Raw genomic sequence first — 14439 nt, 5'->3', positions numbered from 1 at the left:
GTTACCCCCTCGACTGCGCGGACCCGCGCGATGTGTTCTGACGACGTCATGGCTCGATCAGCCGATGTGGCGCAATCCTTCGGCGATGAACGTCGCCGTGGACTCGCCCGCCTTCTCGGCGCCGTCCCCCGACGATGCACCCGAGAGCGCGCGGTAGGTGATGCCCTCGGCGATCACGCCGAGCTTCAGATTGGCCAAACCGAGGTAGAAATCCCAGTCACCGAGATCAGAACCGGTTGCCGTGGAGTATTTCTGAGCGATCTCATCCACCGATGCGTACCGGTCGCTGGTCCAGGCCGCGGAGAACCCGAGGACCTGGTCGAAGGCGCCGATTCGGTACGCGCACATCAGCGCGACGTCGGTCAGCGGGTCGCCGAGGGTCGACATCTCCCAGTCGACGACCGCCGCGATGCGGGACGGGTCGTCGGCGTCCACGATCGTGTTGTCGATCCGGAAGTCGCCGTGCACCACGGACTCTCGTGCCTGTTCCGGTACGCGGTCGGTGAGCGCATCAACGAGTCGCTCGACATCGGGGAGCTCACGTGTCTTCACGTGTCCCCACTGGCGGGCCCACAATTTCACCTGACGCGCGGCGAAACCGGCCGGGCGCCCGAACTCTCCGAGACCGACCTCGCGGTAGTCCACGGCGTGCAGGTCGGCGAGGGTCTGCACGAGTGCATCGAGATTGCGGGCGACCTCGTCGTCGGAGTACGCATCCAGATCGTCAGCGGTCCGGACGACACGGCCGTCGACGAATTCAACGACGGTGCACGGCGCGCCGATCGTCGAACCGTCGGCATCGAACGCCACCGTGCGTGCAACCGGCACCGACGTCGACTGCAGCGCGCTGGTGACCGCCCACTCGCGCCCCATGTCGTGCGCAGACGGCGTGAGTCCACCGGTCGGTGGACGGCGAGCCACCCAGGTGGTCACACCGTCGGTGACCGTATACGTGAGATTGGACTTGCCGCCGCTGATGAGGTCGATCGAGAGTTCACCCGCCGGTTCGACCCCGTTGTCGATCAGCAACCGGCGCAGTCGGTCCCGGTCCAGCGCAGCGTCCACGGCGGTCATCGGGCATCCGCCGATGCCTTGGCCTCCAGCGCCTGCTGGGCCTTCTTCGCGCGCCCGACGGCGCGACGGGCGATCGCCCACCGGTGGACCTCGGACGGGCCGTCGTAGATGCGGAACGGCCGGAGCTCCAGCGACAGACGCGCCAGGGGCAGGTCGGCAGAGACACCGAGTCCGCCGCACATCTGGATGCTGCGATCGGCGACTCGCGAATATGCCTCGGCGGCAAAAGTCTTGGCGATGGACGTCTCGTCGGAGGCGTGGTTGCCCAGATCGAGCTCGTGACATGCCTTGAGCAGCAGCGCACGGGTCGCGGCCAGGTCGATCTCGTTGTCGGCGACCAGCTGCTGGATCATGCCCAGGTCTCCCAGACGCCCGCCGAATCCCTCACGGCGCGCCACATAATCGACGGCGACGTCCTGGCAGCGCTTTGCCGAACCGAGCCACCGCATCACGTGGGTCATGCGGGCAGGCCCGAGCCGGACCTGCGCGTACCGGTAACCCTCGTTCACCTCGCCGAGGATGTCCTCGTCGGGCACGAAGACGTCGGTGAAGCTCACCTCACAGTGACCGCCGATCATCGCCTTGTCGATGGTGTTGATGTGCCGGCCGACGGCCAGTCCGGGAGTGTCGGCGGGCGCGAGGAACATCGTCGCCCCGCCGCGGTCGCCGGGCGCACCCGAGGTCCGCGCCATGATGATGAAGAAGCCCGCGCCTTCGGCGCCGGTGATGAAGTGCTTCTCGCCGTTGATCTTCCAGCCACCGTCCACCCGCACGGCCTCGGTGCGGAGGGCATTCGGATCAGAGCCGGCACCGGGTGCGGGTTCGGTCATCGCGAAGGCCGAACGCACATCGCCCGCGGCGAGCGGCGCGAGGTACTTCTGCCGCTGCTCCTCGCTCGCGATGTGCGCGAGCATGTGCACATTGCCTTCGTCCGGCGCTCCGATGTGCAGGGCGATCGGACCGAAGGTCGAGTACCCTGCCGCCTCGAACACCGGGGCGCGGTCGCACATGTTCAGACCCAGGCCGCCGAACTCGACCGGCGCATGCGGCCCGAAGATCCCGGCGTCTTTGGCCTTCGCGTTCATCTCGCGACGGATGTCGTCTCCACCGGCCGCCGTGATGTCACCGGCCGCCTCGTCCTCGATGGGCAGGACGTAGTCGCGGACGAAGGTCTCGGTTTTCGCGACCACATCGAGCACGTCATCGTCGTGACGCAGGTCTATGGGCATGGTGACTCCTTAACGCGTGGGCAGGTGGGGCTCCCCGAACGCCGACCGATCGCTCGCTCGGCGTCCCATACCTTGCCAGGCCATACGCGCCGGGTCAAGCTCGATCGACGACGGTGTCGGCCCAGCGCCCTCAGTCCGGTCGGTAGCCGACCAGCGCCCGGGCCAACTGGAGATTGCGCGCGATCAGTTCGTCCGGACCCAACAGGCCGTCGAGCTTGAACCAGGTGGACACCCCGACGCACATGGTGGCCACGGCACGCGCCGCGTCTTTCGGGTACTCGGTGGTGAATTCGCCCGCCTCGACGCCCGCGAAGACGATCTCGTCGACCATCCGCTGTTGCCGGTCCCGGTGTCCGATGTAGGTCGGCCGGTAGGTGTCGTCGAGACTGCGGATCTCGGTGGAACCGACGAAAGCCTGTTCCCGGCGGTACATGTGGAATCGCAGCAGCGACTCGACGACGGCGTCGAACTGCCGGATCGGCTCGGGACCGGCCTCGAGGATCGCCGCCTCCGACCGCGCGAGCAGGTCGGTCATGGTCCGTTCGAGCAGCCCCTGCAGCAGCGACTGCTTCGACGGGTAGTGGTGATAGAGACCCGGCACCGACAGGTTGGCGCGCGCCGCGATCTCCCGGACCGAGGTGCCGTGGTAACCCTGCTCGGCGAAAGCGGACAGCGCTGCCGCCAACGGGACCGGGAGTTCGGGCTCACCGTAGTCGCGCCAGCCGCCCAGTGGTTGCGTTGCCGGACGGAGGTCTGCTTCGCCGGTTCCGCCACTCATGGCATCAAACATATCCCCACCCGCAGAACTACTCCGCATCGCCGGTGCGGCGCGACAAACTCTTCTCCAGCATCTCGGCGGGCGAGACCAGCAACGCGATGCTCAGATCGACCACGTCGGCCTTGCTCAGTTCGACGTCGCCCTCGAGCCAGGCGGCCAGCAGTCGACTGAGGCCACCGACCTGATAGTGCGCGACACCGACGGCAGCGGACGGGCCGACGTGCACGTCGAGGATCGCCGACGTGCTCTGCAGGGTGAGGCCCGCGAAAAGCGTGGTCGACTCCATCCGCTTGGCCGCGATGACCGGACTCAGCAGCGCCTGCGAGAACAGCAGCCGACCCTTCCGACGGTCCGCGTCGATGACATCGACGATCGCCGCCACCGCTCCGGCGACCTTCGCACGCATGCTCGAGCCCTCGGAGAACGCGGCGAGGCTGGCCTGCGCGATCTCCTCGATTACCTCGTCGTACATGACCCCGACGAGCTGATCGACCGATTCGAAGCTCTCGTAGAAATACCGGGCGGTGAGCCCGGCGCGCCGACACACCCCGCGTACCGTCACCGCGCCCACGTCACCGGCGCCGAGCAGGTCCAGACCGGCATCGATCAGCGCTGTGCGGCGACGCGCGACGCGGGTGTCACCACCCTCGCCGCCGTAGGCCCGCAGCGTGCCGGCCGAGTCCGACGCCGCGGCGGATCGGCCGTCCGGAGTCGATGGTGCTCGTCCCATGGTTCCTATCTTGACACCCCGGTAAGTTAGGTGTGTCATAAAACGGGAAACAGTCGTTTCCAGATTTCGAGCAGGAGGGGTGTTCGATGGCAACGGAGCCTATCACCAGTGGAAGTTCGGCCCTGTCACCACAGGCGTCGACGGACGTGACGGCCGAGGTGCAGGAGTTCCTCACCGCCGAGCGGCCGGACACCGAGTTCCTCCCCTCCACCGCCCGGATGAGCCGGGCCGAGCTCGACGCCCTGCCCACCAGCGACCTCGATCCGCTCGGCATCGGCGTGATCGCGGGCGCGGCGAACGTGATCATGCAGCTCAGCCTCCCCGCGGTCGGTTATGGCGTGTACGAGAGCCGCGTCGACTCGGGCAACCTGTTCAAGCATCCGATGAAGCGCGGTCGCACGACGCTGAGCTACCTCGCCGTCGCCGGACTCGGTAGTGCCAAGGACCGAAAGGCCTACCGCAAGGCCATCGGTAAGGCCCATGCGCAGGTTCGTTCGACCCCCGACAGCCCGGTGAAGTACAACGCCTTCGATCCGAAGCTGCAGCTCTGGGTCGCCGCCTGTCTCTACCGCGGCACCGAGGACGTCCACCGGATCTTCGGCGGGGTCACCGAGGTGACCGACGAGCGATACCAGGCCGGCGCGGTTCTCGGCACGACCCTCCAGGTCCCCCGCGAGATGTGGCCCGCCACGCGCGCGGACTTCGAGACCTACTGGAACGACACGGTCGAGACCCTCGAGATCGACGACACCATCCGCGAGTACCTGATGTCGATCGCCCGCGGAGAATTCCTCGGCCCGGTCGTCTCCCGGTTGCTCGGCTGGCACCTCGAGATCATGGCCATCGGCTTCCTGCCGGAGAACTTCCGCCGCAAGATGCGCGTGCAGCTCTCGCCGTGGCAGGAGCTGTACTTCGACAAGCACAACGCGGTCCTGCGCGCCATCATCACGCGGGCCCCGAAGTGGGTCCGTGCGTTCCCGTTCAACGTGCTGCTCGCCGACGTCCGGTGGCGCATGCGCACCGGCCGCCCGCTGGTCTGAGCGCATCCTGCTCCCTGAGGTGGACCTCTTACTGCCCCCTGAGGTGTGAGGAGCGCAAGCGACGAGCCACGAAGGGCCTGGTGAGGTACCTCACGAGACCCTCCGTGGCTCGCTTCGCTCGCACCTCAGGGAGCGTCAAGAAGGCAGCCGTCGTAGCGCCTCGCGGTCGAGGTCGGCGACGTCGGTGTGGCCGGACAACCCGAGGGTGAGGTCCAGTTCGGCGATGATGTCGGCGACCGCGTCCCGGGCACCGTCGGCGCCGGCGAGCGCGAGTCCGTACATGTGCGGTCGGCCGATGCAGGCGGCGTCGGCGCCGAGGGCGAGCGCCTTGAACACATCGGAACCGGTGTAGATCCCGGAGTCGATGAGGACCTTGATCCGGCCGTCGACCACCGGCGCGATGGTGTCGAGGGCGTCGATCGTGCTGATCGCGCCGTCGACCTGCCGGCCGCCGTGGTTCGAGACGATGATGCCGTCCACCCCGGCGTCGACCGCGCGGCGCGCGTCGTCGGGATGCAGCACACCTTTCAGCACGATCGGCAGCGCGGTGCGGTCGCGTAGGCCGGCGAGGTCGTCCCAGTTCAGCGACGGTCGCGAGTAGATGTCGAGGAACGTCTGCACCGCGGCCCGCGGCTGCGGCGAGCGCAGGTTCTGCAGGAACCGGCCCGGTGCGTTGCGGGTGATCGAGACGAGGGTCGCGATCGCGCCGAGGGAGATCTCCGGACGTTCGTCGGTCGCGGCGCGTAACCGGTCGGCGACGATGTCGACGAACCTGCGGTCGGCGGTGTACTGGGCGATCCCCTCGCCACGCGCGAAGGGAAGCGAGCCCAGGTTCAGGTCCTGCGGCCGCCATCCCAGCATCGTCGTGTCCAGGGTGACGACGACTGCCTCGGCGCGGATCGCCGCGGCACGGTCCAGCAGACTGTCGACGAGATCGTCGTCGGTGGACCAGTACAGCTGGAACCAGCGTGGCGCGCCGCTGCTCACCTCGTCCATCGCCGCGGCGACGTCCTCCATCGAGACGCTCGCCTGATTCGAAAAGATATACGGAACACCGAGTTCCGCCGCGGCACGACCGATGAGGGCGTCGGCCGCGGGCGCGGCGAGCGAACCCGCCCCGACCGGCGCGAACAGCACGGGCGCCGGTAGCCGCCGCCCGAACAGGTCGATGCTCAGATTCCGCTGCGAGACGTCCCGCAGGATGCGCGGCACGATCGCCCATCGGTCCAGCGCGGCGCGGTTGGCCGCCATGGTGCGACCCTCGCCGGCGCCACCGGCGATGTAGGCCCGGGCACGCGCCGACATCGCGCGCTTGGCTCGACGCTCCAGTTCGGCGAAATCCGTTGGTATGCGCGGCTTTCGCCGATGCACACCGGCCGTGTAGATCTCGTTCTGCCGTGCACGCCCATATCCCGCGGTCATGGGTGGTGATGGTAGTGCCGACGATGCGCGTCCGGCCGGTATTGCCGGGGCGCGCCACTCAGCGGGTGGCGGCGGCGGTGACCCCTGCCGCGGCAACCGTCACGGCCGCCACCGACGGCCACGCGCCGATCTTCTTCGCCAAGGGGTGCGATCCGCCGAACGCTGCCAGGTAACCGGCCAGCAGGCCGCCCGCGACCGCGGGCCCCTTGTTCAGCGCCCACCGGCGGGTGCACCAGGCACCGGCCGCGCCGAGAACCACGCCGCCGAGTTCGCGCCGGCCGCTGTACCGCGCGACCGCGAAACCACCGACAAGACCGATCGCCACCACGGGCACCGTTGCATCCACAGCCATGCGTCTCAGGCTACCGCGGCGAGCGGCGCCAGCCCCACTGGATCATCTCTGCCGCATCGCATTACGCGTCATGGTCGGCTGAACGAGAGATCGGCAGTCGCCGCTTTCCGTCGTGACTAGCTACCCCCTCGGGGATCACCGTCGCTCACATCAACTTGCCAGCCGGTTTCCAGGCTGACGGTGGCAGAGGCGTCGACTCTGGGACAGGAACGATCTGAGGAGGATCCATGACCGCAGTACTGGACACACCGTCGGCGCCATCGCCGTCCGATCGCGCCGCCCCGGCGCACCGACGACGCGTCGTCGCTCGGCCACGGTGGGGACGGCTCGGCCTCGTCGGACTCCTGGCCGCCACCGCCGTGCTTTACCTGTGGAACCTGTCTGCGAGCGGGTACGCCAACACCTTCTACGCCGCTGCGGCGCAGGCCGGATCACAGAGTTGGACGGCGTGGTTCTTCGGTGCACTCGACGCATCGAACTTCATCACCGTCGACAAGCCGCCGGCCTCACTGTGGGTGACCGGACTCAGCGTCCGCATCTTCGGGATGAACTCATGGGCCGTTCTCGCGCCCCAGGCGCTGATGGGCGTGGCCGCGGTCGGGCTCCTGTACGCGACGATGCGTCGGACGATCCGCGACCCGCGATCGGGTACCGCGGCCGGCCTGATCGCCGGCGCCGTGCTGGCGTTCACCCCCGCGGCCGCGCTGATGTTCCGTTTCAACAACCCGGACGCATTGCTGGTGTTGCTGATGGTCGCCGCGGCCTATGCGTTGACCCGGGCTGTCGCCGCCAACTCGGGTCGGTGGCTCGCCGTGGTCGGGATCGCCCTGGGATTCGCCTTCCTCACCAAAATGCTGCAGGGCCTGCTGATCCTGCCGTTCTTCGGGCTCGCCTACCTGCTGTTCGCGAAGACCGGATGGCTCAAGCGGATCGCGCACCTCGTCGGTGCGACCGCCGCATTGATCGTCTCTGCGTTGTGGTTCCCGGTGGTCACCATGATCGTGCCCGAATCGGCACGGCCCTACATCGGTGGTTCGACGGACAACACGTTCATGGACCTCGTCTTCGGCTACAACGGCGTGGGCCGCATCAGCGGTGACTCCGGGGGCGGCGGAGGCGGCGGCGGTCAAGCCGGCGGGTCCTTCGGTGGGTCCACCGGGCTGGACCGACTCTTCGGTTCCGAGATGGGCAACGAGATCTCCTGGTTGCTTCCGACCGCACTCGTCGCGCTGTTCTTCGCCGGCTACCTGGTGGTGTGCAGCTTCCCGGTCTTCCGCGTCGACCAGCCCGTGACACGCACCGAATCCGCGGCCGTGCTCTCGTGGGGCGGCTGGCTGCTGGTCACCGGGATGATCTTCTCCTTCATGAGCGGGACGATCCACCCCTACTACACGGTGGCACTGGCGCCGGCAATCGGCGCGGTCATCGGACTCGGCGGCGTGCTCGCGTGGCGTCGACGCACTCGCTGGTCGGCCAGGATCGCCCTGGCGGCGATGGTCGGTGGGGCGGCGGCGTGGTCGATCGTGCTGTTGAACCGCAACGACTTCGGCCCGACCTGGTGTCGATGGCTGATCGGCGTGGTCGCCTCGATCTCGGTGCTGGCCCTCCTCATCGGTGCAGCACGCGGTTGGCGACGTGCGGTCGCCGTGGCACTCATCGCGGGTTCGCTCGCCGGATTCGGCGGAACGGCAGCGTTCTCGATCGCAACCGCGGCGACCCCTCACAGCGGCTCGATCCCGACCGCGGTGTCGACCTCGATGGACGGCGGCGGCATGGGTGGCCCCGGCGGTGGCATGGGCAGTGCCCCCAGGGGTCGCGCAGACGGCGGACAGCCTGGCGCCCAGCAGGCCGGCGCCCGTCCGGACCAGCAGGGAAACCCGCCCACCGCCACGCAAGGCGGCGGCGGGATGACAGGCGGCCCGGGTGGCGACACCGCGTCGAACGCCGAACTCGTTGCCGCGCTGAAAGCAACCACCACAACATGGGCGGCCGCGACCAACGGGTCGCAATCCGCCGCCGGAATCGAGATCGCCACTGGCACCTCGGTCATGGCGATCGGTGGATGGAGCGGGGATCCGGCCCCCACGCTCGAGCAGTTCATCGCCTACGTCGAGGACGGCGAGATCGCCTACTACCTCGGTGACAGCGGCGGTGGTCCGGGCGGCAACTCGGAGATCTCCGAATGGGTCGCCGCCAACTACACGGCCACGACCATCGGAGGGACGGCGGTCTACCAGCTCTCCTGACGTCTCGACACAGTCCTGCCCGTTCCGGCGCATCGGGGCGGGCAGGACCCATGATCGACCGATCGAGGGTGGCCCGAGCCTTTCCCGTGCGGCGAACCCACCGCGCGGACCCGCGTCGCGGCCGACGCCCCCACGTCGCCGTCACCCATCCATCCACTGTTGCCGCTCCGAAGACGGGGTAACCGAGCCTCACCCCCGGACTCTCGAAGGGCCCCGTCATGACACCGACCGCCGAGATGACCGACTCGTCGGCGCCGCCTGCACAGTCGATCTCCCCGGCCTGCGACCTGCACTCCATCGACTCCTCGACGACCGATCTCGAACTCGTCGAAGAAGTGCTGGCCGCTCACTTCCGTCGTCACGCCTCGACACTGCAGGAGGTGGGTGCGGAACTGACGCCCGCCATCGACGTCGTGTCGGCGAGGATCGGCGGCGGCAAGCGACTGCGTGCGTCGTTCTGCCTGTGGGGGGCACGTGGCGCAGCCGACGGCCGGACCGTTCCCGGCATCGTCGAGATGGCGGCGGCGATCGAGCTGTTCCATCTCGCCGCGCTGGTGCACGACGACGTGATGGACGACAGCGATGTCCGTCGCGGCCTCCCCACGGTGCACCGCCACTTCGCCGATGACCATGTGCGCGCGCAGCGACGTGGGGACGCCGAGCGCCACGGCACCGCCGTTGCGATCCTCGTCGGTGACATGTGCCTGTCCTGGTCCGACGACCTCGCCGCCGCGGCCGCCGACGACGCGGCCGCCGACATTCGACGAGCCGTACGGGACACCTGGTCGCAGATGCGCGACGAGGCGTATGCGGGTCAGTTCCTGGACATGCTGAGTCAGACCGAGGACACCACCGACGCCGACCGCACGGCGCGCATCCTGCGCTACAAGAGCGCGCGGTACACGATCGGTCAGCCGTTACGACTCGGCGGCACGCTCGCCGGCGCCTCGCCGGTGCTCCTCGAGGCCTACGATCGAATCGGCCTCACCGCCGGCGAGGCCTTTCAACTCCGCGATGACATCCTGGGCGTCTTCGGCGACGAGAAGGTCACCGGCAAGCCCGCCATCGACGACCTGCGGGAGGGCAAGCGCACGATGCTCATCGCGGTGGCCGAGGAGTCGGCGGGGCGGATGGAGCGCCGTGTGATGGCCGATTGTCTCGGCAACCCGGATCTCGACGCGGAGGGCGCAGCGCGGATGCGCGACGTCCTGACCTCCACCGGCGCCGTCGAGCGCGTCGAGCAGCGCATCGTCGACCTGGCCGAGGAGGCCCTCGGCATCGTCGCCGATGCCCCGATGGATCCACCGAGCCGGAGTGCGCTGACGTCGCTGATCGAGCGCTGCGTGTGGCGGCGCGCATGACAGCACCTGCCGGACCGACGGTCGAACTCCGCGTCTGGGGTGTCGATCGGGTCCTGCCCGCGCTCGGACGGATGTCGTCCGGCCGTCGGACCCTTCGTCGTACGCCCGGCCTGCGGTTCGCCAAACTCCTCGGGACCGGCACTGCGCGCACGTTCACGATGGAGAGCGCCGACCTGAAGCACTGGGCCGCCCTCACGGTGTGGCACGACGACGAGTCGGCGTCGGCAGCACGGGATTCGGTGGTCTTTCGACGCTGGCAGGACTCGAGCACCGAGGAGTTGCGAGTCACGATGCGACCGATCCGATCCAAGGGGCGATGGTCGCGCGTCGACCCGTTCGGGACAGTGAAGCCGGCCGAGCAGCGCGGCTCCGACACCGCATGGGCTGGACCGGTCGCGGCGCTGACCCGAGCTCGACTCCGGCCCACGACCATGGCGTCGTTCTGGCGTGCCGTTCCGCCGGTGGCGACCGAACTCGCCGGGGCACAGGGAAACCGGCTGGCGCTCGGCGTCGGCGAACTCCCGATCGGGGTCCAGGGCACGTTCTCGATCTGGGACTCGGCACAGCATCTGACCGACTTCGCCTACCGCTCCCCCGCACACCTGTCGGCGGTCCGGCGCACCGCACCGTCACGCTGGTACGCCGAAGAGTTGTTCGCCCGGCTCGCCGTCACCGATGTCGTCGGCACGTACGAGGGGAGGTCGGCGTGAGTCTCCTCGACGGCACCGCTTCTCACCATTCCGAACCGTCGTCGCGCCCGGCGCGAGGCGCAGGCACCGTGTCCTGGAACCGAGGGCTGGTGACCCTGGCGTGGATGTTGCTCGCCGCCACGATCGGTGTCCAGATCGCGTTCCCGCTGACCGGTGGCGGCAACCTGCCGCTGACCCTCGCGAGTGTGCTCCTGCTGGCCTCGGCATCACTCGTCCACGTCGCCGCGACCCGCGGCGTCGCAGCCGCGCTCGCCCTCGCAGTCGTGGCCGGCGGTGGCGGCCTCATCGCCGAATCCGTCGGCGTGAGTACCGGATTCCCCTTCGGCACCTACGAGTACACCGATGGTCTGGGACTCAAGGTCCTCGGCGTCCCGGTGCTCGTCCCGCTGGCCTGGATCATGATGTCCTGGCCCGCGCTGGTCGTGACCCGACGCCTGATCCGGGCGGCGGGCGTGGCCGGGCGCTGGGTGCGGCCCGCGACCGCCGTGGTGGGAGCGTACGCCCTCACGGCGTGGGACGTGTTCCTCGACCCGCAGATGGTCGATCAGGGCAACTGGGCGTGGCGGTACCCGACACCGGCCCTGCCCGGGGTCGCCGACATCCCGCTGACCAATTTCGCCGGGTGGCTGCTGGTCTCGTTCCTCATCGTCGCGACGCTGGATCTGCTGATCCGCCGTGACGAGAACCCCGACACCGATCGCGCCGGAATGGACGCCGTGCCCGTGACGGCGTACCTGTGGACGTACTTCTCCTCGGTGATGGCTCACGCTGTCTTCTTCGGGCGCCCGTCGGTCGCTCTCACCGGCGGACTCCTGATGGGTGTCATTGCGATCCCGCTTCTGGTCGTCGAGATCCGGAGTCGCCGTGCGGGTTCCTGACCTGCTGCGTCCGTTGGTCGCCGCGGGGACCGCGCTGTCACTCGCGTCGCTGGGCCTGACACTCGACAACGCGCGCCGCGTTCGTCGACCCGAGCTGGCAGACATCCCTGCGCCGGAACCGCTGTCGGTGCTCATCCCGATGCGAAACGAGGCCGAGACCGCCGAACGCTGCCTGCGCGCGGTCCTCGAGGCGGCCGACCGCTGGCCCGGACCGATCCGGATTCTCGTGCTCGACGACGGCTCGGTGGACGGGACGGACGCCGTGCTGGCCCGGCTCGCTTCGCTGGACGACCGGTTGAATGTTCATCGCGGCACGGCACCACCGCGCGGCTGGCTCGGAAAGAACTGGGCCTGCGCCCAACTCGCGGACAAGGCGTTCCCCGACGGGGTCCAGATCTTCCTCGACGCCGACGTGGTGGTCGAGCCACATGCGTTCACCTCGTCGTTTGCCCTCCTCCGCAACACCGGACTCGACCTGGTGAGCCCCTACCCACGGCAGGTCGCGGTCGGCGCCGGCGAGCGACTTGTCCAACCGCTCCTGCAGTGGTCATGGCTGAGCACCTTGCCACTCGGCCTGGCCGAGCGGTCGCCACGCGAATCCCTCACGGCCGCAAACGGTCAGTTCCTGGTCGTCGACGCCGCGGCCTATCGCCGCGCCGGTGGTCACACGGCGGTGCGCGACGTCGTGCTCGAGGACATCGCGCTGTTGCGCGCGATCAAGGCGGCCGGTGGTCGCGGCGTGGTGGCCGAGGGAAGCGCGGTCGCCACCTGCCGGATGTACCACGGCTGGCGAGAGGTCCGGGCGGGCTATCGCAAGTCGCTGTGGTCCGCCTTCGGGTCGCCGGGCGGCACGTTGGGCGTCACCGGGCTGCTCTGCCTGATGTATGTACTCCCCGCGGCCGCAGCGCTGTTCGGCTCGCGGGTGGGGTTCGTCGGATATCTGGCCGGGGTGGCCTCACGGGCGGTCGCGGCCCGTACCACCGACGGCCGCGTGTGGCCCGATGCGTTCGGCCACCCGCTGTCGGTCCTCGTGTTCACCGGCCTCGCAGTCGATTCGACGCTGGCCCGGCACCGCGGAGAGCTGGAGTGGAAGGGTCGACCCATCGAGGTCCGCCGATGACCCGGGTGATCGTGATCGGCGCGGGCGTCGGCGGTCTGGCCGTCGCCATGCGTCTGGCCGCCACCGGTCACGACGTCACCGTCCTCGAACAGTTCGACGACGTGGGCGGCAAGCTCGGGGTCATCGAACACGACGGTTTCGTGTTCGACACCGGCCCTTCGCTCGTCACCATGCCGCACGTGTTCGACGAACTCTTCGCGGCGACGGGATCGTCGATTCACGACTCCCTGACCCTCGAACGACTCCCGGTTGCCGCTCGATACCGGTTCCCCGACGGCACCGTCCTGGACATGCCGGGAACCCTCGACGACATCCCAGCCGCCCTCGACGCTGCACTCGGACCCGGTCGAGGCGACCAGTGGTCGTCGTTTCTCCAACGGGCGCAACGTGTCTGGGACGTCACTCACGAACCCTTCCTGGAATCACCGATGAGCATTCGCACGATGATCGGTGGGATCGCCACCCCGTCGGACGTGCGCACGGTCGCACCGTGGAAGACGTTGCGCGGTATCGGGGAGCGCTACCTCGACGACCCGCGCCTACGGATGCTGCTGGACCGCTACGCCACCTACACCGGGTCCGACCCGCGTCGCGCACCGGCCGCGCTCGCCTCCGTGCCGTGGTCCGAGCAGGCGTTCGGATCATGGTACGTGCGAGGAGGATTGGGCCGCATCGCGGGCGCGATGCGCGACCGTCTCACCGAACTCGGCGGACGGGTCGAACTCGGCGTCGAGGTCGACCGGGTCTCGGTGGACCACAACGGCCGAGCCGACGGCGTGGTGCTGACCGACGGCAGCCGACGCCAGGCCGATCTGGTCGTCGCGAATGCCGACGCCCGGCAGGTCTACGACCGCCTCGTGCCGCGTCGCGCCGCCCGCAGGCCCGCGGCGCTCCTGCGACGGACCACGCCGTCACTGTCCGGGTTCGTACTCCTCCTCGCCGTCGACGACCCACCCACCCAGCCGCATCACCAGGTTCTCTTCGCCGAGGACTACGACGAGGAGTTCGACGCGGTCTTCGGGTTCCGCGGGCCTCCTCGTCCCGTCGCGCGACCGACCGAGTACATCTCGGCCCCAGCCGATCCCGAGATCTCCCCCGGCCCGGGAACGGGTGCATGGTTCGTGCTGGTGAACGCACCGCGCCACGACCCCGAGCACGGCGTCGACTGGGACGCAGAGGGTTTGGCCGATTCCTACGCCGATCAGATCCTCGAGGTGATGGCCGATCGCGGTCTGGACCTGACCGGCCATGTGCGTCACCGCCTCATCGTCACGCCCGCCGACCTGGAGCGCCGGACCAAGACACCCGGCGGCTCGATCTACGGTTCGTCGTCGAACGGACCCCGCTCGGCGTTCCTCCGGCCGTCGAACACCTCACCGGTACCGGGCCTCTACCTCGTCGGCGGATCATCACATCCCGGCGGCGGCCTCCCCCTCGTCGTCATGTCGGCGAAGATCGTCGCGGAGTTGATCGGGCCGGCGTCGGAGCGTCGCTGACCG

At 69.0% G+C, this 14439-nt stretch carries 13 protein-coding genes; 7 read left to right on the top strand and 6 right to left on the bottom strand.

What is annotated here, in order from left to right; translation table 11 throughout:
• Positions 1 to 57 precede the first annotated feature (57 nt).
• The 4 genes from AB4Z55_RS04590 to AB4Z55_RS04575 form a co-directional block, all read right to left on the bottom strand.
• Complete coding sequence (locus AB4Z55_RS04590; RefSeq protein ID WP_239402339.1) at positions 58 to 1074, bottom strand: phosphotransferase family protein; 1017 nt, start codon at positions 1072 to 1074, stop codon at positions 58 to 60.
• Positions 1071 to 2303 (bottom strand): acyl-CoA dehydrogenase family protein, encoded by a 1233-nt coding sequence (locus AB4Z55_RS04585; RefSeq protein WP_369519243.1) that lies wholly within the window; start codon positions 2301 to 2303, stop codon positions 1071 to 1073. The genes AB4Z55_RS04590 and AB4Z55_RS04585 overlap by 4 nt, the downstream gene beginning before the upstream one ends.
• 130 nt (positions 2304 to 2433) lie before the next feature.
• On the bottom strand, positions 2434 to 3081 hold the full coding sequence (locus AB4Z55_RS04580; protein WP_004018986.1) for a TetR/AcrR family transcriptional regulator: 648 nt from the start codon (positions 3079 to 3081) through the stop codon (positions 2434 to 2436).
• A gap of 28 nt (positions 3082 to 3109) precedes the next feature.
• Positions 3110 to 3811: a TetR/AcrR family transcriptional regulator gene (locus AB4Z55_RS04575; protein ID WP_004018987.1), complete on the bottom strand. Its 702-nt coding sequence runs from the start codon at positions 3809 to 3811 to the stop codon at positions 3110 to 3112.
• An 86-nt stretch (positions 3812 to 3897) separates the two neighbouring features.
• On the opposite strand from AB4Z55_RS04575, the gene AB4Z55_RS04570 reads away from it, so the two are divergent.
• A complete protein-coding gene (locus AB4Z55_RS04570) occupies positions 3898 to 4851 on the top strand; it encodes an oxygenase MpaB family protein (RefSeq protein ID WP_004018988.1) in 954 nt (317 codons plus the stop codon).
• Positions 4852 to 4986: 135 nt separating this feature from the next.
• On the opposite strand, the gene AB4Z55_RS04565 is transcribed toward AB4Z55_RS04570, so the two are convergent.
• Together AB4Z55_RS04565 and AB4Z55_RS04560 are read right to left on the bottom strand one after the other, a co-directional pair.
• Positions 4987 to 6273 (bottom strand): alpha-hydroxy-acid oxidizing protein, encoded by a 1287-nt coding sequence (locus AB4Z55_RS04565; protein ID WP_369519242.1) that lies wholly within the window; start codon positions 6271 to 6273, stop codon positions 4987 to 4989.
• A 58-nt stretch (positions 6274 to 6331) separates the two neighbouring features.
• A complete protein-coding gene (locus AB4Z55_RS04560; protein WP_369519241.1) occupies positions 6332 to 6625 on the bottom strand; it encodes a hypothetical protein in 294 nt (97 codons plus the stop codon).
• Positions 6626 to 6852: 227 nt separating this feature from the next.
• Between AB4Z55_RS04560 and AB4Z55_RS04555 the strand changes: the two genes are divergently transcribed.
• The 6 genes from AB4Z55_RS04555 to AB4Z55_RS04530 all read left to right on the top strand — a co-directional run bounded on the left by AB4Z55_RS04555 (position 6853) and on the right by AB4Z55_RS04530 (position 14436).
• The gene (locus AB4Z55_RS04555; RefSeq protein WP_369519240.1) at positions 6853 to 8871 is read left to right on the top strand and encodes an ArnT family glycosyltransferase; all 2019 of its coding nucleotides are present in this window, start codon (positions 6853 to 6855) and stop codon (positions 8869 to 8871) included.
• A gap of 218 nt (positions 8872 to 9089) precedes the next feature.
• On the top strand, positions 9090 to 10232 hold the full coding sequence (locus tag AB4Z55_RS04550; protein ID WP_354561905.1) for a polyprenyl synthetase family protein: 1143 nt from the start codon (positions 9090 to 9092) through the stop codon (positions 10230 to 10232).
• On the top strand, positions 10229 to 10942 hold the full coding sequence (locus tag AB4Z55_RS04545) for a monooxygenase (RefSeq protein ID WP_239402344.1): 714 nt from the start codon (positions 10229 to 10231) through the stop codon (positions 10940 to 10942). The genes AB4Z55_RS04550 and AB4Z55_RS04545 overlap by 4 nt, the downstream gene beginning before the upstream one ends.
• On the top strand, positions 10939 to 11820 hold the full coding sequence (locus AB4Z55_RS04540; RefSeq protein WP_369519239.1) for a carotenoid biosynthesis protein: 882 nt from the start codon (positions 10939 to 10941) through the stop codon (positions 11818 to 11820). The genes AB4Z55_RS04545 and AB4Z55_RS04540 overlap by 4 nt, the downstream gene beginning before the upstream one ends.
• On the top strand, positions 11807 to 12940 hold the full coding sequence (locus tag AB4Z55_RS04535; RefSeq protein WP_354561907.1) for a glycosyltransferase family 2 protein: 1134 nt from the start codon (positions 11807 to 11809) through the stop codon (positions 12938 to 12940). The genes AB4Z55_RS04540 and AB4Z55_RS04535 overlap by 14 nt, the downstream gene beginning before the upstream one ends.
• The gene (locus tag AB4Z55_RS04530) at positions 12937 to 14436 is read left to right on the top strand and encodes a phytoene desaturase family protein (protein WP_369519238.1); all 1500 of its coding nucleotides are present in this window, start codon (positions 12937 to 12939) and stop codon (positions 14434 to 14436) included. The genes AB4Z55_RS04535 and AB4Z55_RS04530 overlap by 4 nt, the downstream gene beginning before the upstream one ends.
• Positions 14437 to 14439: the final 3 nt, after the last annotated feature.

Origin of the sequence: Gordonia sp. ABKF26, from assembly GCF_041103195.1 — a bacterium.
In the GTDB taxonomy this organism is placed as follows: domain Bacteria; phylum Actinomycetota; class Actinomycetes; order Mycobacteriales; family Mycobacteriaceae; genus Gordonia; species Gordonia terrae.
This window is presented reverse-complemented; position numbering and strand designations above follow the sequence as displayed.

Bases quoted from the DNA above. Each gene is read 5' to 3' on its own strand.
- AB4Z55_RS04590 (WP_239402339.1), bottom strand. From the start codon at position 1,074: ATGACCGCCGTGGACGCTGCGCTGGACCGGGACCGACTGCGCCGGTTG.
- AB4Z55_RS04585 (WP_369519243.1), bottom strand. From the start codon at position 2,303: ATGCCCATAGACCTGCGTCACGACGATGACGTGCTCGATGTGGTCGCG.
- AB4Z55_RS04580 (WP_004018986.1), bottom strand. From the start codon at position 3,081: ATGAGTGGCGGAACCGGCGAAGCAGACCTCCGTCCGGCAACGCAACCA.
- AB4Z55_RS04575 (WP_004018987.1), bottom strand. From the start codon at position 3,811: ATGGGACGAGCACCATCGACTCCGGACGGCCGATCCGCCGCGGCGTCG.
- AB4Z55_RS04570 (WP_004018988.1), top strand. From the start codon at position 3,898: ATGGCAACGGAGCCTATCACCAGTGGAAGTTCGGCCCTGTCACCACAG.
- AB4Z55_RS04565 (WP_369519242.1), bottom strand. From the start codon at position 6,273: ATGACCGCGGGATATGGGCGTGCACGGCAGAACGAGATCTACACGGCC.
- AB4Z55_RS04560 (WP_369519241.1), bottom strand. From the start codon at position 6,625: ATGGCTGTGGATGCAACGGTGCCCGTGGTGGCGATCGGTCTTGTCGGT.
- AB4Z55_RS04555 (WP_369519240.1), top strand. From the start codon at position 6,853: ATGACCGCAGTACTGGACACACCGTCGGCGCCATCGCCGTCCGATCGC.
- AB4Z55_RS04550 (WP_354561905.1), top strand. From the start codon at position 9,090: ATGACACCGACCGCCGAGATGACCGACTCGTCGGCGCCGCCTGCACAG.
- AB4Z55_RS04545 (WP_239402344.1), top strand. From the start codon at position 10,229: ATGACAGCACCTGCCGGACCGACGGTCGAACTCCGCGTCTGGGGTGTC.
- AB4Z55_RS04530 (WP_369519238.1), top strand. From the start codon at position 12,937: ATGACCCGGGTGATCGTGATCGGCGCGGGCGTCGGCGGTCTGGCCGTC.